At 46.7% G+C, this 25,035-nt stretch carries 22 protein-coding genes; 13 read left to right on the forward strand and 9 right to left on the reverse strand.

The features are described 5' to 3' along the window. Positions 1-391: 391 nt before the first annotated feature. The 9 genes from BUB16_RS00560 (at position 392) to BUB16_RS00605 (ending at position 12,059) form a co-directional block, all read left to right on the forward strand. Positions 392-1,354, forward strand: coding sequence for a phosphoribosyltransferase (locus BUB16_RS00560; protein ID WP_073058871.1), 963 nt, complete (start codon positions 392-394; stop codon positions 1,352-1,354). 392 nt (positions 1,355-1,746) lie between these two features. Next, positions 1,747-2,361, forward strand: a complete 615-nt coding sequence (locus BUB16_RS00565; RefSeq protein WP_073058872.1) for a sulfotransferase — start codon at positions 1,747-1,749, stop codon at positions 2,359-2,361. A 482-nt stretch (positions 2,362-2,843) separates the two neighbouring features. Then, a complete protein-coding gene (rfbF, locus tag BUB16_RS00575; protein ID WP_073058874.1) occupies positions 2,844-3,644 on the forward strand; it encodes a glucose-1-phosphate cytidylyltransferase in 801 nt (266 codons plus the stop codon). 11 nt (positions 3,645-3,655) lie between these two features. Next, positions 3,656-4,867 carry an L-2-hydroxyglutarate oxidase gene (gene lhgO / locus BUB16_RS00580; protein WP_073058875.1) on the forward strand — a complete coding sequence of 404 codons (1,212 nt, stop codon included), beginning with the start codon at positions 3,656-3,658 and terminating at the stop codon, positions 4,865-4,867. Between the two features lie 76 nt (positions 4,868-4,943). After that, positions 4,944-5,486 carry a dTDP-4-dehydrorhamnose 3,5-epimerase gene (rfbC, locus tag BUB16_RS00585; protein ID WP_073058876.1) on the forward strand — a complete coding sequence of 181 codons (543 nt, stop codon included), beginning with the start codon at positions 4,944-4,946 and terminating at the stop codon, positions 5,484-5,486. A 35-nt stretch (positions 5,487-5,521) separates the two neighbouring features. Next, on the forward strand, positions 5,522-6,835 hold the full coding sequence (locus BUB16_RS00590) for an NAD(P)H-dependent oxidoreductase (protein WP_073058877.1): 1,314 nt from the start codon (positions 5,522-5,524) through the stop codon (positions 6,833-6,835). A 200-nt stretch (positions 6,836-7,035) separates the two neighbouring features. Beyond that, a complete protein-coding gene (locus BUB16_RS00595; protein ID WP_170864231.1) occupies positions 7,036-9,828 on the forward strand; it encodes a non-ribosomal peptide synthetase in 2,793 nt (930 codons plus the stop codon). Beyond that, the gene (locus BUB16_RS00600) at positions 9,821-10,624 is read left to right on the forward strand and encodes a sugar phosphate nucleotidyltransferase (RefSeq protein ID WP_073058879.1); all 804 of its coding nucleotides are present in this window, start codon (positions 9,821-9,823) and stop codon (positions 10,622-10,624) included. Before BUB16_RS00595 ends, BUB16_RS00600 begins: the two co-directional genes overlap by 8 nt. Positions 10,625-10,976: 352 nt before the next feature. Next, positions 10,977-12,059 carry an NAD-dependent epimerase gene (locus tag BUB16_RS00605; RefSeq protein ID WP_073058880.1) on the forward strand — a complete coding sequence of 361 codons (1,083 nt, stop codon included), beginning with the start codon at positions 10,977-10,979 and terminating at the stop codon, positions 12,057-12,059. A 452-nt stretch (positions 12,060-12,511) separates the two neighbouring features. On the opposite strand, the gene nuoH is transcribed toward BUB16_RS00605, so the two are convergent. The 9 genes from nuoH to BUB16_RS00650 all read right to left on the reverse strand — a co-directional run bounded on the left by nuoH (position 12,512) and on the right by BUB16_RS00650 (position 20,686). Beyond that, a complete protein-coding gene (gene nuoH, locus BUB16_RS00610; RefSeq protein WP_073058881.1) occupies positions 12,512-13,522 on the reverse strand; it encodes an NADH-quinone oxidoreductase subunit NuoH in 1,011 nt (336 codons plus the stop codon). A 13-nt stretch (positions 13,523-13,535) separates the two neighbouring features. Beyond that, positions 13,536-15,272 carry an NADH-quinone oxidoreductase subunit G gene (locus BUB16_RS00615; RefSeq protein WP_073058882.1) on the reverse strand — a complete coding sequence of 579 codons (1,737 nt, stop codon included), beginning with the start codon at positions 15,270-15,272 and terminating at the stop codon, positions 13,536-13,538. Positions 15,273-15,563: 291 nt separating this feature from the next. Beyond that, the gene (gene nuoF, locus BUB16_RS00620; protein ID WP_073058883.1) at positions 15,564-16,853 is read right to left on the reverse strand and encodes an NADH-quinone oxidoreductase subunit NuoF; all 1,290 of its coding nucleotides are present in this window, start codon (positions 16,851-16,853) and stop codon (positions 15,564-15,566) included. Beyond that, positions 16,853-17,410, reverse strand: coding sequence for an NADH-quinone oxidoreductase subunit NuoE family protein (locus BUB16_RS00625; RefSeq protein ID WP_073058884.1), 558 nt, complete (start codon positions 17,408-17,410; stop codon positions 16,853-16,855). Before BUB16_RS00625 ends, nuoF begins: the two co-directional genes overlap by 1 nt. 4 nt (positions 17,411-17,414) lie before the next feature. Beyond that, complete coding sequence (nuoD, locus tag BUB16_RS00630) at positions 17,415-18,707, reverse strand: NADH dehydrogenase (quinone) subunit D (protein WP_073058885.1); 1,293 nt, start codon at positions 18,705-18,707, stop codon at positions 17,415-17,417. Between the two features lie 12 nt (positions 18,708-18,719). Further along, entirely contained in the window at positions 18,720-19,232 is a 513-nt protein-coding gene (locus BUB16_RS00635; protein ID WP_073058886.1) for an NADH-quinone oxidoreductase subunit C, read from the reverse strand. A 1-nt stretch (position 19,233) separates the two neighbouring features. Continuing rightward, complete coding sequence (locus tag BUB16_RS00640; protein ID WP_073058887.1) at positions 19,234-19,716, reverse strand: NADH-quinone oxidoreductase subunit B; 483 nt, start codon at positions 19,714-19,716, stop codon at positions 19,234-19,236. 21 nt (positions 19,717-19,737) lie between these two features. Beyond that, positions 19,738-20,115 (reverse strand): NADH-quinone oxidoreductase subunit A, encoded by a 378-nt coding sequence (locus BUB16_RS00645; protein WP_073058888.1) that lies wholly within the window; start codon positions 20,113-20,115, stop codon positions 19,738-19,740. 190 nt (positions 20,116-20,305) lie between these two features. Then, on the reverse strand, positions 20,306-20,686 hold the full coding sequence (locus BUB16_RS00650; RefSeq protein WP_084087924.1) for an Mth938-like domain-containing protein: 381 nt from the start codon (positions 20,684-20,686) through the stop codon (positions 20,306-20,308). A 153-nt stretch (positions 20,687-20,839) separates the two neighbouring features. Here BUB16_RS00650 and BUB16_RS00655 point away from each other — a divergent pair, with 153 nt between their 5' ends. The 4 genes from BUB16_RS00655 (at position 20,840) to BUB16_RS21890 (ending at position 24,693) form a co-directional block, all read left to right on the forward strand. Further along, positions 20,840-21,412 carry a bifunctional nuclease family protein gene (locus BUB16_RS00655; protein WP_073058889.1) on the forward strand — a complete coding sequence of 191 codons (573 nt, stop codon included), beginning with the start codon at positions 20,840-20,842 and terminating at the stop codon, positions 21,410-21,412. A gap of 5 nt (positions 21,413-21,417) precedes the next feature. Further along, a complete protein-coding gene (bshC, locus tag BUB16_RS00660; RefSeq protein ID WP_073059135.1) occupies positions 21,418-23,034 on the forward strand; it encodes a bacillithiol biosynthesis cysteine-adding enzyme BshC in 1,617 nt (538 codons plus the stop codon). A 2-nt stretch (positions 23,035-23,036) separates the two neighbouring features. Then, entirely contained in the window at positions 23,037-23,630 is a 594-nt protein-coding gene (locus BUB16_RS00665; RefSeq protein ID WP_073058890.1) for a 5-formyltetrahydrofolate cyclo-ligase, read from the forward strand. 382 nt (positions 23,631-24,012) lie between these two features. After that, positions 24,013-24,693 carry a PspC domain-containing protein gene (locus tag BUB16_RS21890; RefSeq protein WP_073058891.1) on the forward strand — a complete coding sequence of 227 codons (681 nt, stop codon included), beginning with the start codon at positions 24,013-24,015 and terminating at the stop codon, positions 24,691-24,693. Positions 24,694-25,035: the final 342 nt, after the last annotated feature.

A 25,035-nucleotide genomic window follows, 5' to 3' on the forward strand; every position in this document is an offset into this window, starting at 1 on the left:
CCTGCTACCTGTTTTTAAAGTTTAAAATAACGAACGGCTTTATAATTTGATAAATAAACTCATAGTATACGTTAAATAAAGCTTTTACATAAAAATACTTAAGGAACTGGGGCATTTGTGATTCAATAGGATTGGGATGTTATTCTCTAAACGATATTTATAAAATACGTTGCGTATATAAATATCTGTAAAAGTAGATAAGTAAAGAAAAGCATGGCAGTTTCAACTGTATGTTTTAAATCAAATCATCCAATCTTTGCCTTGGTCTCCAAAAAATTTGCCCAAGTAAATGTTAAAAATTTAGATTGTAGAAACATCCAAAAGATAATCTAAGATGAAATTAAGCTGGATAAAAATGATTGGCTTAATCTAAGGTTAATGGGTACAAAAAATGAATTATAAGACCATAAGTGAATTAAATAGAGATATCCTGGCATGGATACCAGAACTTCCCCGGGATATCAATGTAATTGTTGGTATTCCGAGAAGTGGTTTGCTTGTTGCTAATATATTGGGACTTCATCTTAATTTACCTATTACTGATATTGATGGATTAATTGATGGAAAGCTGTTGTCTTCAGGTAGAAGGCCACTTAAAGAAAGAAATCAGTTGGTCAAGGGATCAAAAATATTAGTAGTTGATGACAGTGTCCACTCCGGATATCAGATGAGTAAAGTTCAAGAGAAAATACGTAAGCGTGATCTACCTTATAGGATCTCCTATGGGGCCGTTTATGCACTATCCAATTCCATAGATAAAACTGATATATTTAAAGAGGTTTTGCCTATGCCAAGAATATTTGAATGGAATTTATTTCATCATGGTATCATGAAGTCGTCTTGTGTGGATATCGATGGGGTTTTGTGCAGAGATCCGTCAAAAGAGGAAAATGACGATGGCCATAAATACAGGCAATTTATTTTAAATGTAGCTCCCAATATTATACCCACCAGGAAGATCGGTTGGTTGGTTACATGCCGACTTGAAAAATATAGGGAATTAACCGAACAGTGGTTAAGTAAAAACAATATTTTATATGATAATCTTGTAATGATGGATTATAATACGCGGGAAGAAAGGATAAGAGCAGGGAATCATGGTAAGTACAAGGCAAATGTTTATAAAAAAGTCAAAGCTAAGCTATTTATTGAAAGTTCAAGAGGACAAGCAAATGAGATAGCCAAGATTTCTGGAAAACCGGTTGTTTGTTACCAGGGAGATAGCAAAATAATTTATCCGAACAGGCTCAGTATTTTAAAAAAGCAAACCAGAAATTATTCAAAGCAATTTTTGAATTCCCCTATTGGCTTTGCCAAGCGAGGTTTTAAAAAGCTTAATAGGGAATTAAGATAGGATACTTTTTTTATTGTGTAAGGTTAGAATTAAGCGTTGAAATATTTACTCGACTGTAGTATGTAGAACATATTTAAAAAACAGAGAGTATAACGAAAAAAGACTGTTTAAAGCATAGAGATCGTACCTCTGGTTAAGTTATTTCATTTGGCACATTTTTTGATTTACCACTAGTCTACGTTCAAATAATAAGTGGGATCTACATATAATAATCTTCGTTTACTGACAAATCTAATTTCAAAAAACTGGAAAAACATTAAAGCAGTAATATTTGCAGGAGGTTGCGTGATTGGATTTAGTGAAGAAATCTTTGTTTGGGCAAAACCCGTATAAAAATTGAGCAAATCATTAATTTCAAAAATTAAATACAGGATTTAATAATAAATATACTCATGAAAAAATTAGTATTTGGAATTGGGACGGGTAGGTGTGGTACGGTTTCTCTGTGTGAGTTATTAAATAATCAAAAAGATTCAAATTTTACTCATGAGGAAAAACCAGTATTACCGTGGATTCGATCTATCAGGGATTTGGATGATAAAATTAAAAGGATCTTATCACGAAAAGAGCACTATGTAGGTGATATTGCTTTTTATTATCTACCGTATATTGAATATATACTTGCTAATTATCCTCAAACTAAAATAATTTGTTTGAAGAGGGACAGGCAAGAGGTGGTAAAGAGCTATTTAAAAAAAACAAGGGGACGAAATCATTGGGTCAACCATAATGGCTTTATCTGGAGTCATTGTGAATGGGATAAATGTTATCCAACTTACAACAATTTCTTAAAGAGAAATGCGATAAAAAAATATTGGGAAAAATATTATAGCAGAGTTGAAGAATTAATATTGAAATATCCCAGATCTATAATGATTATTGATATGTATTACGCTTTAAATACTGAAGATGGAATACTTGAAATGTTAAATTTTATTGGAATTGAAGAAAATAACTCCATTATTAAAAAAGATATTAAGAAAAATGAATTGAGCTATAAATTTTAGATATTTGGTACGAATAGCGCAGTCATGAATCGGATCCGGTCATCCGGATAATTTTGATCCATCCCTTTATGTTTTTAAAAAACCAGCCCGTGGTAATAACAACAGGCAACAAATAATAATTGGCAGATCCCGGATGGATTAACTCCAGCTTATAGTCTTTATGGTTTAGTTTTTGGACTTGGCCTATAAGGCCGAAGGTCAGCTCGTGATAATTTGCCAGGGACACATCCAATTTCCTATCGTGTAATCTTAGTCTGAAGCGTAGTAATATTTACTCAACCGCCTATAAAAAAAATACGAAAAACAGGGAGCATAGAAAAAAAAGGCTATTTGAAGCATAGAGAGCGCAATTCTGATTAATAAATCTCATCTGGCACATTTTTTGAATTACTGTTACTGTACGCAAATAATAAATGGTGATCTACACAAGAAAACTCTTGATGTAGTGTCATATCTAACTTCAAAAATTTTAAAGAGAGATCATGAAGGCAGTAATACTTGCAGGAGGCTACGGGACCAGATTAAGTGAGGAAACCAGCGTTCGGCCCAAACCTATGGTGGAGATTGGGGAAAAACCGATTCTATGGCATATCATGAAAATTTATTCCCATTACGGGGTCAATGAATTTGTCATTTGTTGCGGCTATAAAGGATATATGATCAAAGAATATTTTTCAGATTATTTTCTGCACCGCTCGGATATAACCTTTGATCTAAAGCATAATGAGATGAACATTCATCAAAATGACGTAGAGCCCTGGAAAGTTACCTTGATTGATACGGGAAACGGGACAATGACGGGGGGACGCTTAAAGCGCGTAAAAGACTATGTGGGAGACGATACGTTTTGTCTTACTTATGGTGACGGAGTAAGCAATATCAATATAGCTAATCTGATTGAATTTCACCGGGCCCACAATACGCTGGCCACTCTTACGGCGGTACAGCCTGAGGGTCGTTTTGGTACTTTTAAGCTGGGATATGAGGAACACAGAATCAGTTCCTTTAAGGAAAAGCCCCGGGAAGACAACGCATGGATAAATGGAGGCTTTTTCGTGTTGGAACCAGAGGTTTTTGACTACATCGAGGGAGATGATACTGTCTGGGAACGGGAGCCTATGGAACAACTGGCCAACAATGGAGAACTGGGAGCTTTTAAACATCATTCATTTTGGCATCCGATGGATACGCTGCGCGATAAAAATCATCTGGAGGATTTATGGAAAGCTGATGATTGCCCCTGGCGCATCTGGGAAGACCAATCAATACACGCAAAAGTCTAATAACAACAACTATGAAAAATTTTATAATTATCGGGGGAGGAATCGTCGGTCTGGCCACGGCATACGCCATTAAAAAGGCAAGTCCGGAATCGTCTATTCTTATTCTTGAAAAAGAAAAGGAAGCGGCGTCTCATCAGACCGGAAGAAACAGCGGGGTGATTCACTCCGGGGTATACTATAAGCCCGGAAGCAAGAAAGCAGAACTGACCACCCGGGGCTGCAAGAGAATGATGAGGTTCTGCAGGGAATTCGATATTTCCTATGAGCAGTGCGGCAAGGTTATCGTTGCTACCGACCAACGGGAGTTATCCTATTTGGATACTCTGGCTGAAAGAGGGATAGAGAACGGCCTGAATATCCGAAAGATATCGAAAGAAGAGCTCAAGGAACTGGAACCGCATGTAAACGGCATCGCGGCGTTACATGTACCCGAAGCGGGGATCGTAAGCTATAAAAAAGTGGCTGAGGCCCTGGTGGAAGAATTGACACGGCTCGGTGTGGAAATTATCTTTAATCAAGAGGTTGTTTCTATTAACACGGATATCAGGCAGTGTTACATTGGCACCCGGAATTCAAATTTTGAGAGTGATTATGTGATAAACTGCGGGGGACTGCACAGTGATACGCTTGCCTCGGAAGCAGGAGTTGAGATCGAGCACCGTATCGTCCCGTTCAGAGGAGAATACTATGAACTCACGGAAGAGCGGCGCCATCTGGTAAAGAATCTTATCTATCCGGTACCGAATCCTTCTTTTCCCTTTTTGGGGGTCCACTTTACCCGGATGATAGACGGAAGCATTCATGCGGGTCCCAATGCGGTGCTCAGCCTCAAAAGAGAGGGCTATTCTAAATTTTCATTCGACGCTGCGGACGCCTGGCAGTCATTAAGCTACCCGGGCCTGTGGAAACTTGCCGGACAGCATTGGAAGGAAGGATTCAGGGAGCTGTACCGGTCATTTTCAAAGGAAGAATTCGTTAAAAGCCTTCAGAAGTTGATCCCCGAAGTTCGTGCGGAAGATCTGGTTCCCTCACCTGCCGGCGTGAGGGCCCAGGCGTTGAACCCGGACGGCAGCCTGGTGGATGATTTCCTGATAAAGTATAAGGGCAGAAGTATTCATGTCTGCAACGCTCCCTCACCGGCAGCTACGGCTTCACTTGAGATCGGCGACAGGATAGCTGGATATGTCATGGAGCATAAATCGACAAAAATATTGAGTGCATAATGCATAGTAAAGAGAGCTATGTGTTCATTCAGTGGAGATGAAATCTTAAAAACAATCTATACAGAATAAAAAGACTATGATTTTTAAAGAAACGGAATTAAACGACGCCTATATTATCGATCTGGATAAGCTGGAGGACAAAAGGGGATTTTTTGCACGATCCTATTGTGTCAATGAGTTTAAGGAAATTGGAATTGATTTTCCGGTGGTCCAGGCGAATGTCTCCTACAACCGGTATAAGCGTACCCTGCGAGGTATGCATTACCAGCAGGAACCCCACGGTGAAGCAAAGCTGGTACGTTGTACCCAAGGCGCGATATTTGATGCCATCATAGATGTACGAGCGGATTCCTCCACATATATGCAATGGATGGGCGTTGAACTCAGCGAGCAAAATTATCGCATGCTGTACGTTCCCGAGGGATTTGCCCATGGATTTATTACGCTGGAGAATAAGACCGAAGTCACCTACCAGGTTTCTGAATTTTATACCCCGGGCGCCGAAAAAGGGATCCGATGGAATGATTCTGCCTTCAATATTAACTGGCCTGTTGAGCCCAGAATACTGTCAGAAAAGGATAAATCCTGGTCCGATTATAAGAAACTGGTAAATAAATAAGTAACTATAAATGTTGGCAGAAGAGGAGATTTTCCATGATTATTGTAGATAAAGCATTAGAAAAACTTGAAAAGGAGGGCAATCCCATCCGGGTCGCAATGGTTGGAGCCGGTTTTATGGGCAAAGGAATAGCTTTGCAATTCCAAACAGCCGCAAAGGGAATGCAGTTGGTGGCAATCTCGAACCGGACGCTGGACAAAGCAGTTACGGCCTACGAAGAGTCAGGGGTAGAGGATGGAAATATAGCTGAGGTCCATTCCCAGAAAGAAATGGACAATGCCATCCGGGAAAGCAAATCCTGTGTAACGACGGATCCCATGCTGTTGTGTCATTCCGATGAAATTGATGTGATTATTGAGGTGACCGGGGCTGTTCAATTTAGTGCGGAAGTGGTACTGGCCGCGATCCGTAATAAAAAAGACGTAGTGTTGATGAATGCGGAGCTGGATGGTACGGTGGGACCGCTGCTGAAAGTGTATGCGGATCAAAACGGTGTGACGATTACCAATGCAGACGGAGACCAGCCCGGCGTGATCATGAATCTCTATCGCTTTGTAAAGGGCATTGGAGTGAAGCCGGTATTGTGTGGAAATATCAAGGGGTTACAGGATGAGTACCGTAATCCCACCACTCAGGAAGGATTTGCCAAAAAATGGGGCCAAAAGCCTTCCATGGTCACTTCCTTTGCGGATGGAAGCAAGATCTCTTTCGAGCAGGCGATAGTAGCGAATGCTACCGGCATGAAAGTGGGCAAAAGAGGGATGCATGGTCCGACGGTAGAGACCGGAACTCCCCTGGAGGAAGCAATTACGGAGTATCCCGATGAGCTTCTGAATACCGAAGAAGGTGTCGTGGACTACGTTGTGGGGGCTTCACCCGGCCCCGGCGTTTTCGTTATCGGGACGCATGACCATCCGCAGCAGCAACATTACCTGCACTTGTACAAACTCGGAAAAGGTCCCTATTACTGTTTTTACACGCCCTATCATTTATGCCATTTTGAGGTCCCGAATACGGTGGCCCGGGCTTTTTTATTTGATGATGCCACCATAGCCCCTTCAGGAGCTCCCACCGTCGAGGTCGTTACCATAGCCAAGAAAGATTTGAAAGCCGGCGAGGAGATTGACGGTATCGGTCACTATATGACCTATGGGGTGTGTGAGAATGCGGAAACGGCACACTTGGAAAGGTTACTGCCCCTGGGCGTTGCGGAGGGATGTGTCTTGAAGAGAGATGTCAAAAAAGATGAAGCACTGACGTACGACGACGTGCAGGTTCCGGAGGGAAGATTGATCGACGAGCTTCGCAGGGAGCAAAAAGAACATTTTGGTGTGCCCCACACTGTTTAGTCAGGCTCAGGCACAATAGCCCCTGCAAAATAGCCCCTGCAAAGGTTGACAGAGGGAGAGGAGAGAAGTAGGGAGGAATAATTGCCTTGTCCCGCTGCTTATCCGGGATTTATGACCGGATGCAAAAAAATAGATGGAGATAACTTGAATGGACAGCCGGGGATATGCCCGGGAAAATCACTAATCATGGGGAAGAAAGAATGGAAAAAATATTACATCATAACAATTCTGTAGCTGGTTCTTACACGGCAGTCAATACCGTTACAGAATGGCTTAATAAGGGGTTTGATCGTTACAAGAACTCTACGGCACTATATTTTGAGGGGGAGAGCCTGAGTTATGAGGAGTTGGATCAACAATCTAACAGAATAGCTGACTATCTTGCCAATCAGGGCATTGACAAAGGAGACCGTGTCGGCATATGCCTCGAGCGTTCAGCGGAGATGATTGCAAGTATCCTGGGCATACTTAAATCGGGCGCTGCCTATGTGCCCCTGGATCCGAATTATCCGGTGGACCGGCTGGAGATCATGAGAGAAGACGCCCGTCTAAGCCTCTTAATGACTCATGAAAAATATGCCGATCGGTTTGAAACAAATACCGGGCAGGTGATTTTCTGGGAGGACATAGAGGAGGAATTAAGTCACTTTTCCGCTTCTTCGCCTGCGGTTGATATTAATGGAGAGGATATAGCCTACGTGATCTTTACCTCGGGCTCAACCGGTCGTCCCAAAGGCATTGCCATGCCTCACCGGGCCTTATCCAACCTGATAGAATGGCAACTGGAAAGGGATTATTTTAAAGAGGAGGCCAGGGTAATACAATACTCAAGTATTAGTTTCGACGTATCATTCCAGGAGATCGCCACAACGTTGTCCTCCGGTGGAACACTTTTTTTAATAGAAGACGAGAAGCGGCGCGACCCGCGTACGTTATTAAAGACGCTAAACTATTTTGAAATTGAGCGCCTTTTTATCCCGTTTGTGGCCCTGCGAAGCCTGGTTGAGGCGGCCATGTATAACGACAGGCTACCCGGTTCTCTAACGGAAGTCATTACCGCCGGTGAGCAGCTGAGGGTGGATGATGATTTGAGAAAATTCTTTTCGAGCCTTCCCGACTCCGTGCTTGAGAATCAATACGGTCCCTCTGAGACGCATGTTGTTTCAGCCTATTTGCTGGATGAAGATCCGTTCTCCTGGCCGGACCTTCCTCCGATAGGCACTGCTATAAAGAATAATAGTATTTATATTTTGGATGAGCATATGGAGATCGTTGAGGAGGGGGAGACGGGGGAACTGTATCTTGCGGGGCAAAATATCGCCCACGGCTATCTCGGAAGGGAGGAGTTAACTAAGAAATCTTTTGTCAAGTGTCCGCCAAATATACCGGGCTATGAAATATTGTACAAAACCGGGGACCTGGGGAAATATAATGACGAAGGTGAGATCGAATTTTTAGGCCGTGCCGACCATCAGATCAAGATTCGCGGGTACCGGGTCGAACCGGGTGAAATAAATACCGTAGGAGCTACACACCCGGGAATCGCCCACTGTATTACCCACAGCGTTAATCACGGGAGTAATACCCAACTGGTAACGTACTATGTCTGCAAAAGGGAGGGAGAAGTCAGTGAAGAAGAATTCAAAGCCTATTTGAGTGAGTCGCTGCCGGGATATATGGTTCCCGCTTTTGTTTTGGAGCTGGAAAGCATACCCTATACTCCAAGCGGAAAAGTTAATTTTAAAGCGCTGCCCAGGCCGGCAAACCAAGTGACTGGGTCAGGGTCCGAAGAAAAGGGCGAACCTACCTACCAAACAGAAACCGAGGCGCGCCTCGCTGACATATGGAGTAAATTACTGGGATTTGAAAACATCCCCCGCACTGCAAATTTCTTTGATCTCGGAGGAGATTCCCTTAATGCCTTTACTCTTTTTATAAAAATTGAAGAACGGTTCGATATCTATTTGCCACTTTCCGTTCTAACACAAGCACCGACCATAGCAGAACTGTCCGAAATTATTGACGGTGACGGAAGTAATGAAAATTCAGACATTAACAGGTTCAGATCTCTCCAGCTGATCCAGCGCGGAAGTGTGGAAACACCTCCGCTTTTTATGGTCCATGGAGGGGCCGGAAATGTGTTAATGTTTAAAGATCTGGCCAAAGGCCTTCCCCCGGATCAACCGGTTTTTGCCTTTCAGTGGTCGGGCTGGGATGGGTATAAGGGAGAGGAGGATATCGTAGAAATGGCAAAATTCTATAAGAAAGAGCTCCGGGAAGCCTGGCCGCAAGGACCCTATCGGCTGGGGGGACACTGTATCGGGGGCATTATAGCCATCGAAATTGCTAACCTGCTTAAAGCCGAAGGGGCTGAAGTACTGGATCCGATCTTGGTTTCTGACTCGCCTAATTTGTACTCAGAACACTATCATACTGATGAGCCTGAGGCATCGGAAGGATATAATGAGGTTTTTCAACAGGTTTCCGACAGTCTGAAGGCTGAGATACCGGTGAATAAAGGGGCCTCTCAAGAGGAGCATACATCCCGGAAGAAAAGCGGTAAACAGGAAAACTATTCTGTCAGGCGATTTCCCGTATTAGCTAAATACCTGCCTTTCTATCATAAACTGGGGGGGATATTACTCAGAGCCGAAGAAACAATGCAATGGTGGAAGATCACTATCCTGAAACAGCTTTCAATAAAGATTCCTTTGAAGGACCGGCATCGCTACAGCACCGTTTCACAGCTTACAGCGATTAAGAAGCATGAGAAAACCATGTATGAGGGAGATATTCTCTATTTGAAATCGGAAGTCATGCATGGTCGAAAAATGGGGCTCCGGGGATGGTGGGACGATATCTTTTTTGGATTCAGGGAGCTATGCACCGGACAATTTGATGGCTATGTAATTGGTGGAGCCCACAACGATGTGTTAAAAGAAGACCGATCCCACCGGATTATCAGGGAGAAAATATTTGCGGCAGATGAGTGATTCCGGGGAGATCGTCGGGGTAATACCGGCAGCAGGATATGCAAGAAGAATCTCGCCGCTGCCATGCAGCAAGGAGATCTATCCCATAGTACAACCGGATGGCAGCTGCAGGGCAGCGGCTTCTTATCTGATGGAAAACCTGAGGAAAGCATCGGTTGAGAGGGCTTTCATGATTCTCAGAGAGGGAAAATGGGACATTCCGTCTTATTTCAGCGAGGAACCGAAGACCGGATTGGATCTGGCCTATGTGGTAACGGAAGCCACCGGAGGGGTCCCGCAGACTATTAATAAGGCCTATCCCTTTATAAAAGAGGACAAGGTGTTGTTTGGGTTTCCCGATATCATCCTGCGGCCCTCAAGTGCTTACGTTTCGCTGCTTGGAAAGCAGGCTGAAACGGGGGCCGACCTGGTTTTGGGGATATTCAAAGCCAGAGATCCCCGGAAAATGGATATGGTCGATTTCAACGATAAAGGAGCGATTGAAGATATCGTTATTAAGCCGGAAAAGACCAGCTTGATGTATACCTGGATCATCGCAGCGTGGACGCCGGTTTTTACCGGTTTTTTGCGTGACTTTATCATCAAGAGCAGCAGTGAGGGGTTTTCGGGAGATGAAACGAGCGAAAATAAAGGGGAATTATATATAGGAGATGTTTTCAGAGAGGCCATCCAATCGGGGATAAAAGCCAGTTCTGTGAGATTTGAAGGGGGAGCATATCTTGATATTGGGACCCCCTCGGAATTAAAAAAAGCGGGTAATGTCGACTGGACAGGAAGGTTTAATGCAATCGTGTAATCTTACAAACGGGGGAGTAAGAATTACCCAATTTACATTTCGATTGGATTTACAGGAAGGCGTATAATAAGGATTATTGGCCAAAAAAGGCCTTAACGGCCCATATGGGACTGTTTTCCCGGTTCAAATATTCTTGGCACGTTATTTGAAATAAGTAATAGCGGCGCGGGTACGACAGCCGTTGCCGTATGCTTAAATGATTAGATAGAAGGCTTGGAACAGCAAGTAGGATCAGGGCCAACTAACCGCATGAATATGTGAATAGGTTTTGCCCACTGCCAAGTAGCCTTCATACATAATGGTGCTTAAAGTTATTACTTGAGCCAGAATTAAACAATTTCTTAATATCCATATGAAAATTTTAGTAACGGGAGCAGCAGGTTTTATTGGTTTTCATCTTACAAGGCGCCTGATGAAAGAGAATCATCAGGTTGTGGGACTGGACAACATTAATGACTACTACTCAACCGATCTTAAATATGATCGCCTGGCTGAGTTAGGAATTCAAAAGGATGAAATAGCCGAAGATACCATTACAGAGAGCCATACGAGTGACCGGTTTACATTCATTAAAGCGGACCTGGAGCATAAATCAGTTATTGATGATTTATTCAGGGAAGAAGAATTTGATGTCGTGATAAACCTGGCGGCTCAGGCTGGTGTTCGATATAGCTTAAAGGATCCATACCGGTATATAGAAAGTAATATAACCGGCTTTTTGAACCTCCTGGAGGGAGCGAGACATCATTCGCTGAAGCACCTGATCTATGCCTCTTCAAGTTCCGTATACGGGGCCAATACCAATATGCCTTTTTCGACCGGGGACAATGTTGATCATCCGATGAGTCTCTATGCCGCCAGCAAAAAGTCGAATGAGTTGATGGCACATACCTATTCAAATCTTTTTGAGATCCCAACAACGGGGTTGCGTTTCTTTACGGTATACGGTCCCTGGGGACGCCCGGATATGGCGCTGTTTTTATTTGCGGAAGCGATGCTCAAGGATGAGCCCATCAATGTATTCAATCACGGGAAAATGGAACGTGATTTCACCTATATTGATGATATTGTAGAGGGCATTACGCGGTTAATTCCCAGACCGCCTTCTCCCAATTCCGATTGGTCCGGCGACGATCCGGATCCGGCGAGCAGTTTTGCTCCCTACCGCGTGTTTAATATCGGCAATAGCAATCCGGTCAAGCTCATGGATTTTATCGGTGAAATCGAAAAGCAATTGGGTATCCAAGCTCAGAAAAAGATGCTGCCCATGCAGCCGGGCGATGTCCCCAAAACATGGGCCGACGTCGAGGACTTTTATAACTATACGGATTTCAGGCCGCAGGTGGGGATTGAAGAGGGGATACGGAATTTTATTGACTGGTACAAGAGTTACTACGTTACGCATAAGGAACAGGATCCGGTATTGCAGTCCTGATCACCAGGATTCCGTAATATTCAATCTTTCTTACCTTAACCGCCTGTATTACCCTTACCCTCCTTGAGCTTGGTTTGTCGTTAGTTTAGATGCTACCCTGTTTATACAAGGAGGCTTTCTTTTTCTACTTCAAGCTTCTTTAATCCGGGCCATGTCGCTCACGGCTGAGTCTGCCATGCTTGGCTTTCCGGTTGTAGAGTTGCACCGCTGATGCCATGCCGGCGATAAATATTTCGAACCTTCCGTCCCTGCTCCTGTTTGTTGATGAGGATAGAGATGATTTGGGAATTGCTAAATCGCGGGTTTTCACAGGTAAAAGTAGTGAATTTTCTCTACTTTCAAACGGTCAACTTTCAGGGAAGCCTACACCCTACACGCATGCGTATGATTGTACGTAGAGGGAGGTGAGAAAATGGCGGACCACTTGTTAAGTCCGTAACACCCAGTTTTCCCTAACCCAAGTAGTGATTCCAGGCATAGATAATGATAGCCAGGCCAATAAAATTAAGGATACTGATCGGCAGCATTCGCTTCCAGCCCAGCTTCATAACCTGGTTGTATTTAAACCGGGGGATGGTCCATCGTACCCAGATAAAGGTGAACACCCAGAACACGGTTTTTAGCGTAAATACCGAGATGTCCAGAATAGCTTTGGCCGTTGATCCCATCTCCGGCAGCCAGTAGCCGGCGAAGGGCAGGTGGTAGCCCCCGAAGAAGAAGGTGGTAATAAGCATGCTGCCTATGACTACGTGCATGTATTCGGCCAGGAAGAACATCCCGAACTTCATTGAGCTGTACTCGGTATGAAAGCCTCCCACCAGTTCCTGCTCCGCTTCCACCAGGTCAAAGGGGGTTCGGTTGGCTTCCGCAAAAGCGGCCACGATAAAGATGACCGCCCCGATGGGATTTCTGATGATATTCCACCAGTATTCCTGGGAATTGACGACATCGATCATGCTCAGTGACCCGACAAACAGGATACAGGAGGCAACAGCCATTCCCAGGGGCAGTTCGTAGCTGATCATCTGAGCCGCCGCCCGGAGTCCCCCGAGCAACGAGTATTTACTGTTGGAGGCCCAGCCTCCCAGGGTGACGCCGTAGACTCCCAGTGAATTGACAGCCAACAGGTACAGAACACCCGCATTAATATCGGTAACATACAAACCGTCTCCAAAAGGGATGACGGCAATAGTCAACAGGGCCGTGACTACCGGAATGACCGGGGCAATGGTGTGGACGGTTTTGAATCCCCGTTCAGGGGTCACATCCTCCTTTAGAAGCAGCTTGACGACATCGGCCAGCGGCTGGAAAAGTCCCCACGGACCCACACGATTTGGTCCCAGCCGGTTTTGAATAAATGCGGAAACACGCCGTTCAGCATAAACAGCTATGGCTGCCGAATTCAGCAGCATAAATAGCGCGATTCCCAAGACAATATAAGAGGTAGTAGTTACGGGCTCCATGTAATAATGTTGTTTACGCTTGTGTTACTTCTTGTTGTTCGATGGGTAGCTGAACGCCCAGTTCCTCATCCATTCGCTCATAGCTGATCCCTTTCAAAGGATCAATCCGGTCGCTCATCTCATCAAAGATGGCACGCGAGTGATCATATTGAAACTCCAGGCCTATCCGCTCTCCGAGGTGATTCAGAAATTCCCAAACCGGCAGGCAGTCGATTTTATGCTCTTCGTTCACCCAGTTGTCAAAGTTGGTGCCATAGCGGTCCAGGCGTCCCTCTGACATCTCCAAATTGAGCCGCCGGTTGGTATATTTTGTCTCTTTCGCCGGGAATGATCGCTGGATGCGTCCGTCGATATTAACATAACTTGCCGCATGCTCGGCCACGCAGGTGATGGGAATAACCAGGTCGGATGCCTCAGTCGTATCGGACTGGTTGGTCGCCAGTGAAATGGTGTATCTGTCCGCCAGGTCATCGGCCGAAAGAACGCCCCTTCCCACCAGATCATCGGAGAGGATAATGACGACTTTTGCGCTTGTAACAGCAGATTGTATACCGGTGTCGTCGGTTTCCTCCAAATTAATCAGTCGACAACCGTTCGTATTGGGCGCCTGATCGTCGGTGATCAGAAAATCATCGCCGTAGCCCGGAATGATGTGAGGCGTAAATCGAGCGTTGGAGGCGCCCAGCAGGTTAAAGAATTTATTGAAAGCATAATTTTCTTCTACCGAAGCATGGGGGGTGCCGAAAACAGCAAGCTGATCGGGATCATGAGCTTCCAGGATCTCGGCAAAGGTTTCAACAGCATTATTCCAGGAAGTATTCGACTGGTTGTTTTCGTCTAAAGTAATAGAGGGACGAGAAACACGATTCTTGTTAAACTGTTCAAAGGCCTCGCGTCCCTCATCCGGCATCCAGTAATCGTTTACTTCGGGATTGTGCCGCGGCGTAATGCGGAGCACCTCGTTATCCCGGGTCCACAGGTCAATATTGCATCCCTTTCCATTGGTGATATCGATGCTGGGCGTCTGATTCATTTCCCAGACGCGGGCTTTAAATCTGAAGTCGGTGGATGTCAGGGCCCCGACGGGACAGATATCTACGGTATTCAGCGAATAGGGGTCATCGAATGTTTCACTGGGTGCGGTCATGGGATAGTTTTTGTCTCCCCGCGATACAATAGTCAACTGGTTTGTTTCACTTATTTCTTCGGCAAATCGAACGCAACGGGTACAGTTAATGCACCGCTCCGCATCAAGGGTGACACGCGGACCCAGCTGCACGCGCTTGGGTTTGTGCACTTTCTTGACCTCGAACCGGCTGCCTTCGGGTCCGTATTTATAGGTTTGAATCTGGAGGGGACATTCACCGGCCTGGTCGCAAATGGGACAATCGAGCGGGTGATTGATCAGGAGAAACTCCAGGGTATCCTTCTGCGCGCGTTCGGCCTCCTCTGAGGTTTCCTGGGTTTGAATAACCATACCGTCGGATAGCTTGAGGGCACAGGAGGTCTGCATTTTCGGAAACCATCGTATCTTCCGTTCTCCATTCTCATCCAGCTCATATTCTCCCGTTTCCTCATCCTTTATATACTGGCCCGCTTTTACCATGCACTGCCGGCAGTTGGCGGGGATAGACATGGAGGGATGATAGCAGAAAAAAGGCACCTCTTTCCCCAGGTCAAGGATAAACTGAAGGGCCATGTAGTCTCCTTCAAATTCGTAACGTTCGTTATCTATAAAAACTTCAGGCATCGGTTTAGTTGTTTAAATAATCGACAGACGCTGTGTGTAAGGCGCCCTTTATTTCAAATACTATGCTTATCTGTAAAGCTATTTGTTGAACGCTTTGCAAAACCGTTTTTTTAGCCGGTCTCAGCATTCTCGCGAATTCAACATCCTCGCATATGACTTATAAGTTGCGGTATCGAATTCGTTCAGGGGGTCACATTGACCAAAACTTCTGGGTTTTTAAAGTGTTCTTGTTTATTCATAGATAGTATCGTCAAATAACAAATAACCGCTAACTTTAACTCATGAATAACATCATGCAACAGCGTGAACTGATTTTTTGCAGCGTTCTTCAAATTCATCTCTGAAACGGTTGATGGTATGACGCACCGGCCAGGCTGCTGCGTCCGCAAGGGCACAGATGGTACGTCCCTCCATCTGTGTAGTCATATCCAGTAGCAGGTCGAGATCTTTGATTTCTCCTTCGCCGTTCTTGATTTTCAGCAATACTTTTTCAAGCCAGCCGGTGCCTTCGCGGCAGGGAGTGCATTGTCCGCATGATTCGTGATGGAAAAAGTGCGTAATCCGCCACAGCAGATCGACCATATCGGTATCCTCGTCCAGTACCACCATCCCCGCTGTTCCCATCATGGAGCCGGCATCGCGCAGGGAGTTCGAATCCATGCTCACGCCTTCAAGCTGATCGGCCCGCAAGACGGGGGTGGAGGTCCCTCCCGGTATCAATGCTTTCAATTCCTTGTTCCCGCGGATGCCGCCGGCCACGTCGTAGATAAGATCCTCTACCGGCATGCCGGCGGGGTATTCATACACGCCGGGCTTGTTCACATGTCCGGAAATACCGTAAAGAACAGGACCGTTATGATCTTCTGCACCGATGGACTGGTACCAGTCGGCGCCGTTATTAATGACCAGCGGGACATTGGCCAGGGTTTCGATATTATTGATAGTCGTGGGATTTCCCCACAGTCCTTTTTGGGCGGGGAAGGGGGGCTTTATGCGCGGATACCCTCGCTTGCCTTCCAGTGACTCGAGCATCCCTGTTTCTTCCCCGCAGATATAAGCGCCGGCACCATAGGTCGTATACATCTCAATATCGATGCCCGTGCCTAAAATATCCTCACCCAAATACCCTTTTTCATAAGCTTCCTCAACCGCTTTCTCGAATATACGCACCCAGTCGATATACTCGCCCCGGATATAGACATAGATCACATCGACGGACATGGCATAGGCGGCAATCAGGGCGCCTTCAATGAAGAGATGGGGGTTAAATTCAAAAATATTGCGATCCTTGAATGTGCCGGGCTCCGACTCGTCGCCGTTGCAGGCAAGGTAACGGGGGCGCTCATCCGGTTGGGGCATAAAACTCCATTTGAGTCCCGCATTAAAACCCGCCCCGCCCCGTCCCCGGATATTCGCCGCTTTTACTTCATTCGTGACATTCGTGCGCGACCATTCCTCAGGGTTGTCCAGGATTCTGCGAAATGCACGGTACCCGTCATGTTCCTCATAGACCTCAATCCTATGAAGATTCGGAATGTCCGGGATGATAAGCGGTTCGTATGATTTCCAGTCTTCAACCATTATTGTGACAGTTCTTTCTTACGTTTTTCATTTTGACGCATGACCATGGACTCAAATTCCGGCTTCTTGCCTTTGCGCAGGTTTTCGATGAGCTTATCGACTTTCTCTTTCGTCAGGTTATTGGCGTATACCCCATTCGTAACCTGCAGCATAGGCGCATACCCACAGGCACCCAGGCATTCAACTTCCTGGATGGTAAACATGCCGTCTTCCGTCGTTTCGCCCGCTTTGATGCCGAGCTCATCCTCGAGGTGATGTAATATATCATAGCCGCCGCAAACCTGGCAGCTCAGACAGGTACAGACGTCAAGCACATAGGTGCCCGTCTCTTCCTTGTAATACTGCGTGTAGAAGCTGGCCACCCCGTGCACGTGGGACCGGGGTAAGTCCAGGGTATCTGCCACGAGGTTTTGTACTTCCGGCTTTACGTGGCCGTATTTCTCCTGGGCAACCCACAGCACGCGCAGCGTTGCCGCCTTGTTGGTCGGAAACTTGGCCTTGATTCGTTCAATTTCATCTAATTCGTCCTGCGTAAAAGCTAATTCTTGTTCTGTCATATCATTATTTGTCACATTCTCCCATTACGGGGTCGACTCCTCCAATGATTACGACGGTATCCGCAACCATCTCACCGTCTAAAATTTGTTCTAAAATCTGGATATTCTTAAACGAAGGGGAATTGATTTTCAGGCGCCACGGGTGCCCGGAGCCGTCACTTTGGATATAGTATCCCAGCTCGCCTTTGGCTGCTTCCACGGCGTGGTAGGCCTCCGCACCGTCAGGGGGACAAATGCCTGTGTCGGTCATCATGAAGTCATGAATCATGCCCTCCATGGAATAATAGACCTCGTCTTTGGAAGGATAAGCCTGCTTGGCATTATCCGCTCGTACCGGTCCCTTGGGCAGCTTGTCGAGGCACTGCCGGATAATGCGGATACTTTCATGCATCTCTTCCATCCGTACATAATAGCGGGCCAGGTTGTCGCCTTCGAGCCGCGTGGGCACCTCGAATTCCACCTCGTCATACCGGGCGTAGGGCTCAAAAGTCCGTACATCATAGGCATACCCGGATCCCCTGAGCGTAGGTCCTGTGGCCCCGCTTTCCAGCGCGTCTTCCGTTTCCAGGACACCGACTCCCCTGTTCCGGTCAAAGAAAATGCGATTACGGTCGAGCGTCTTGTGCCAATCTTTAAGCTCCCGGGGAAATTTATCTGCAAAATCCTTGATCATGGCCATGGCGGTATCCGTAATATCATTGGCCACCCCGCCAATGCGCGCATGGGAGACGGTAAACCGGTGGCCGGTCAGCTGGTCAAAAATATCGAGCACTTTCTCACGCTCCCGGAACGCCCAGATAAAGTAGGATACGGCTCCGGCATCCATGATCATCGTACCAAGCCAGATCAAATGCGAAGAGATGCGCGAAAGCTCGCAGCCAATCATCCGGATGTAATGCGCACGCTCGGGCACTTCCACATTCGCTATCTTTTCAACGGCCGTGCAAAGCGCCACGTTGTTGGCGTAGGGGGAAAGGTAGTCCATGCGATCGGTATAGGGCATGAACTCCTGGTAGGTTTTGTTCTCGGCAATTTTCTCAACGCCACGGTGCAGGTAGCCTACATCAACCTTTACCTTTTCAATAAGTTCGCCATTTAGCTGCAGGATCAGTCGCAGAACCCCGTGTGTGGCAGGGTGCTGGGGACCCATGTTCAGAACCATCTTGGTATTCAGCGGATCGTCCTGATCCATCATCTCAACGGTGGTGTGCTTGTCTTCAAGGGCCTGATACAGCTTTTCCTGATGTTCCTTAAAGAACTTTAAATCTACTTGATCAGAAATATGTTTTGTATCCATAAATATATCTAACTATTCAGGGTCGGGTGTGGTGCTTGGCAAGTCAATGGAACCCGGAATGCCCAGCAGTGGAAATTCTTTGCGCAGCGGGAAATAGTCGAAATCTTCCGGCATAAAAATACGACGAAAATCGGGATGATTGGTAAACTCGATGCCAAACATGTCGTAGACTTCCCGTTCCATCCAGTTTGCAGACTTCCAAACACCCGTAACGGACTCTATGACCGGATTTTCTTCCGGTAGACGCACTTTTATAAAGAGATGTTCCCGGGCGCGCAGCGAGATGAGATTGTATACCACTTCGAAGCGTTCCCGCGAGGTAAAACGGTCGATGCCAAAGATATCTGACAAGTATATAAAATGCTGTTCGTTTTTCAGGTACCGGCAAATGTCAACAATAGCCCCGGATTCAACGCGTATGAATGTGTCACCGGATGACTGGTAGACCTCGATAAACGCATCCGAAAATTCCTCGGACAGTCCGTCGACAACTGTTTGGTGTGTTTCAGATAGTTCCAAATCCATATTATGTATCGAGCATTACAGAGTGTTCAGTGCGGATCTTATCCTGAATTTTCATCAGGGCGTGCAGGAGGGCATCGGGACGGGGAGGACAGCCGGAAACATAGGCGTCCACCGGCAGGAAATTGTCGCAACCCTGCACTACGCCGTAACAGCGGTGCATGCCGCCGGTTGAGGCGCACGCTCCCATGGCAATACACCACTTGGGATCCGGCATTTGATCCCAGATGCGGCGAATGGCGTGCGCCATTTTATAGTTAACCCAGCCGGCGACAATCATGACATCGCTTTGGCGGGGAGAAAAACGCATTACCTCAGAGCCAAACCGGGCCGCATCGTATTTAGGTCCCGCAAAAGCCATCATTTCAATGGCACAACAGGCCAGTCCCATAGGCATGGGCCATGCGGCATTCGAGCGCGCCCAGTTTGTTAAAGAATCGATTTGTGTGGTGAAATAACCGTCACCGAGTGAACTTTCAATACCCATATATTAACAGGCTGAGTTAAGTTAGTTAAACATTCCTTTTTTCATATCCCAGTTAAGGGTACCCACTTTAACGGTGTACATTAATCCGATAAACAGTGTGATAATAAAAACAGTCATAGCCACCAGCGTGCCCACCCCATAGTCGAGATACCTTACGGCCCAGGGATAGACGAATACAACCTCGAGGTCGAAAACGATAAATTCCATGGCCACCAGGTAAAAGCTGATCGAATACCGGTCGCGCGCTTCCCCTACGGGGTCCATCCCGCTTTCGTAGGGCTGCAGCTTGGTCCTGTTGGGCCGGGAGGGACCGAGAACTTTTGAGAGCGTCATCAGCAGCAGAGCCAGTACAATGGCAATTACAGCTAAGATTACAATGGGTAAATAATTAGAGAGCATCTGTCAATTTCAATTTATTTAAGTCAGTCGGAAATTAGGGGCCAACGTTCATAATGTCAATGGAAATTAAGGGAGTGAATATAGGATATATTACGCTCAAAACATACAGCCCGCTGAAGGGTTTTTACTATTTAAAATGGTTTTAAACAGTGGCGTTTATCCCTGAAACGTAAGGTTCAGCCTGCAGCCGTCAACAGGTAGAATGGATGAGAGCCCCCGCAGGTTTTGTTTCCCGCAGCTTATTGTATTTAGCTACGGCTGCTTCGGTCTGCAGGATATGATACGGAACGGCGTGCTGCTTTAAAAATGTTTCAGCCTGTTGGCTTGTTTTGAGCCGTTCGTTGAATCCTTTTGAGAGAACGACTACCTCGGCTCCCTGTTCCAGCAGTTCCCGGATATCAGCGGGCTGAATGCCCGGGCTGTGATGTGTTCCGGTTTCATTCCAGTCCCACTCCCGCGATCCGCCTGGGTAGAGCTTCGCGTCTTTATAATGTTGTCCCTCACTGATTGAAATTTCTCCCCATTCAATGGAATTAATTTTTGGGGATATGTTTTTACTGTTCATCATCATAGTGAAAGTGGTTTTTCAATTAAGAAGGAGATCATCCAAACAAAAAACAGTTGAAATACGTTTAAGAATAAGTAGTATATAGTTTACGGGTACCCAAAAAATCAGTAAATTTGTATCCATTAATTAAGAACTCTAAAAGTAACTCTTATAACTTTGGATAAAATCAAGATGGACATATTAGGGCTTTCTACCAGTCCCAGCAGTGGAGGAGCCTATGCTTTGATTCTGAATGAAGTGCACGGAAACCGTCGTCTGCCTATCATTATTGGCACGTTTGAAGCACAGGCTATCGCTCTTGAACTGGAGCATATCAAACCGCCGAGGCCCATGACACACGATTTGTTGAAGAATATGGTCCAGGCATTTGGTGCGGAAGTGCATCAGGTGTTTATCAATGATCTAAGCGAAGGAACATTTTTTGCAAAAATTATTTATGACGATAACGGCGAAGAGCGAGAACAGGATGCACGTCCCAGTGATGCAATAGCGCTTGCGGTGCGTTTTGATGCCTCTATTTATGTGGATAGCGAGATTCTGGAGGAAGCCGGCATTGTTTCGGATTCGGAGCATGAGGGCGACTTGAGTGCTACGCCGAAAGAACAGAAGCAAACGGAGGAGATGAGCAAGCTCGAAAAACTTGAAAGTGAGCTGCAGACGGCTATCGACACCGAAAACTATGAAAAAGCTGCGCGCCTGCGGGATGAAATCCAGAAGCTCAAAAGTTGAAGCCATTGCACAGAACTAATTGCTCCTTTCAGAACCTCCCGTTTTCCGGGCTTTTCAAAACATACGTTTCGGACTTTTCGGAAGTCAGCGCTTTTTACGACTACAACCCTTTTGATGCTGAGTCGGTGGAAGCAAAGGCCCGGGAACTTTCCTACACCGGCGATCGACGCCGGATGGCGAAGCTTCTCAAAGATTTTAACGACCCCTATGAGCTGCAGGAAGCTGCCCGGGACAACCTGGACCGCTTCAAAGAAGAGGAGGCACTGACGCTGGTCACCGGACAGCAGCTGGGGGTGTACGGGGGACCGCTTTACACGGTGCTTAAAATAATCAGTACGATCCATCTTGCCCGGCAAACCGAAGCGCGGCTTGATCGTCCCGTTATACCGGTTTTTTGGCTGGCTGACGAAGACCACGACTACGATGAGATTCGCCGCCTACACCTGTTGGGCAGAGAGGAGCTGCAGACTTTCGAGCTGCCTTCCCGGCCGCAGCCACTGCCTCCGGTAGCGGATATCAGGCTGCCGGACGAACTCCTTCAGCTGCGAAGTCAAATTAGGGGAGAGCTGTACGAAACCGATTTTTCGGCGGATGTGTGGCAGTTGTTAGACTGCTGTTTTCGTCCCGATACCACTTTTGCCAAAGCATTTGGCGATTTTATAACCCGCTTGTTCTCGAAACACGGCTTAGTGTTGGCCGGCAGTAACGACCCGGCCATCAAGGCACAGACCAAAGAGGTATTCCGGCGGTCGGTAGAGCACGCCGGGGCGGTCAGGGAGGCACTGGAAGCACAGAGCGAGCGGATTAGTGATCAGTTTTATCAGCAGGTTACGTTATATGATTCGAATCTCTTTTATTTTTCGGATGAGGGAAACCGCCTGAAAATTAGTGCAACGGATGCGGGCTGGGCGGCGGCAGGAGGCCGTGAATGGACCACCGGCGAGTTGTTGGAACAGATCGATAGTACGCCCGAACGCTTTTCGCCCAATGTGTTTCTTCGCCCGCTTCTGCAGGACCGGCTGTTACCCACCCTTGGGTATGTGGCGGGACCCGGAGAACTTGCATATTACGGGCAGATGAAAAAACTGTACGGTTATTTTGAAGCGAAGATGCCTGTTATTTTCCCACGTATGACCGCTACGCTTGTGGAGCCGGCTATCAGCCGAATACTGGGTGAATTGCCGTTCGAATTTTACGAATATGACAGGCGGATTGAGGACCTTGATTCCGCCTACATAGAGCGCACGGAAAAAATGGATATCGAGGCGGTCTTCTCGGAGTGGAAACGGAAGGTTGAACAGGTTGCCGATCCCAAAAAAGATAAGGTTGCTACCGTCGATCCCACACTGGAGGGCGCGGCCGGTAAGGCGACGGCGGTGTATTTTGGGGAACTGGACAAGTTAAAAGGAAAGGTCTATCGAGCGGTCAAACAGCAGGATCAAACGCAACTGAATCGTATTCGCCGGATTAAACAGAACTTGTTTCCAAGGGATGGCTTGCAGGAACGCTCGGTTGCGGCCATCTATTTTATGAATAAGTACGGTGTCGACATGTGGGACAAGTTGCTGGATGCTCTGGATGAGGGCGAGACCTTTGATGAGCACAAGTTAATCGAACTGTAGTGATGGGGGCGGAAGAATCCAAAGAGGAACTCCGGGTGCTGCTGCGTTCAAAGCGGGCCCGTATTTCCGGTTCCGATTATGCAGCGTATTCAAAAAAAATCGTTGCAACACTTCAGCAGCAGCAGGAATTTCAGTCTGCAAAGACCATTCACTGCTATGTATCTATAAATGAACGCCGGGAAGTAAACACCCGCTGGTTGATTAAAGCCATGATAAAAAGGGGAAAGCAGGTGGTGGTGCCGCTAACACATTTTAAGGACAAAACGCTCACCCACTTTGAACTGGCCTCATTTGATGATCTTGTACCCCGTAAATGGGGGGGGCTGGAGCCAAAGCCCACAGATAGCCTAAGGCGCCATCCGTCTGAACTGGAGCTGGTTATTGTGCCGATGGTGGGAGGCGATGAACAGGGGCACCGGATCGGCTACGGAGCGGGGTTTTATGACCGTTTTTTAAAAAAAACCGTATGCCCGGCCATCGGGCTTTGTTTTGAGCAAAATATTATACCCATCCTGCCCACGGACGATCACGACGTATCCCTGGATAAAATAATTACCGAAGAGCGGGTTATTGAGAGGGTGGGGGGCGCTGAATAACCCGATAGCTTGTATTTTTTGATCTATTTAGCCGATGCAATGTTTTGAGGATGGAAGGTTAGGGACGGAGACCGTAAAGTGGAGGCCAGACCGTTAGGGTAGGAGGTCGGACAGACGGCCGTGGCAAAAGACTTGGAACCTCCCTGATCTACCTTGTCTGGGCTTGACAATAATCGCAGACATGATATTATGGAGTCATTTATACGAGGAGCGGTTTTCGTTGTTTTTTTCGTAACATTCTGCGGTTATCTCCGTAAAAGATAGAGGTAGCTAAAGAAGCCTTCAAGTACGGTTGTCTTATCCTCCAGATCATTTGAGGGATCATTGAGTGGAGTATCGGGAATTGCAAAGTCAACTTTGTTAACGCAAAACGAGAAAAGTTATGACGGCCAAGACGCGACAACAATCCGGCACGCAGTCCATCGATTCACTCATGGATTTTGAAGATCACGAGCTTCAGCAGACGCTGAACGAATTTCTGGAGGATGAACAAAAGGAAAATACGAATATCTGGAATTTTTCCACTATCGCGGGTATTGCGATGTTCCTGGTCATTATGGTTTATATGATTCAAAGCATTATCGGGCTTAATTTGGGCCCCGACCTGTCCGGAATCGTGGAGTATTTGCCGCTTGTCGGTGGCATATTGGTTACGCTGGTGGGATTTGGCTTTTTCGTGGGCGACCGCAGGCGGGAACGACAGGCCAAGAAGAAGAAAAAAAGCCGGCAGAAAAGCAGGTATGACTTTGAATCGATGGATGATCGTCAGGGGGACGTTAACTTCGAAAACGATCTTGGCCGGAAGCGCACCGGCCGCCGTTTTTCAGATGAGAAGTACCAGTTCGACCGTTACGCCTTCCGCCAGCGAAAAAAACTATATAAGTCCCGCTCCAACAAAAAACTGGCCGGGGTATGCGGAGGCCTGGCCGAATACTTCGGGATCAGCACGACCGTCGTGCGGTTTCTGTTTGTCTTTGCCTTCTTTGCCGGTTCCGGAACGTCGCTCCTGCTGTACATCGCCCTCGCTATTGCCCTTGATAAAGAACCCCAGAAGCCTTTGTAAAACCGTTGTTTTGCCCGATTCCTGCATTTTCGCGGTTTCAAAATCCTCACCTGCAGGCTTATATACACCGCGGTTTTGACATCGGTCAGGGGTTGGTATTGAACAAAACTCCTGGTTTTTCAAAGCCCTCAACCCCAGGGAATGGATCCGTTCGATTTCTGATTGGGATTTTTCACAAAGGTATATATAATGGCTACTGTTTAGTTCGGTTGGTTTCATATACCCTTTTCATATAGTGTCTATAAAGACCGGAAACAATGTTTTCAAAAGACCTTGACCGGAGCTCCGGCCCGCTGACATGCCGTCCGGCCCGCTAAACGCGGGAGGAAGACCTTTAAAATC

It is taken from the genome of Fodinibius roseus, from assembly GCF_900129315.1.
GTDB lineage: Bacteria > Bacteroidota > Rhodothermia > Balneolales > Balneolaceae > Fodinibius > Fodinibius roseus.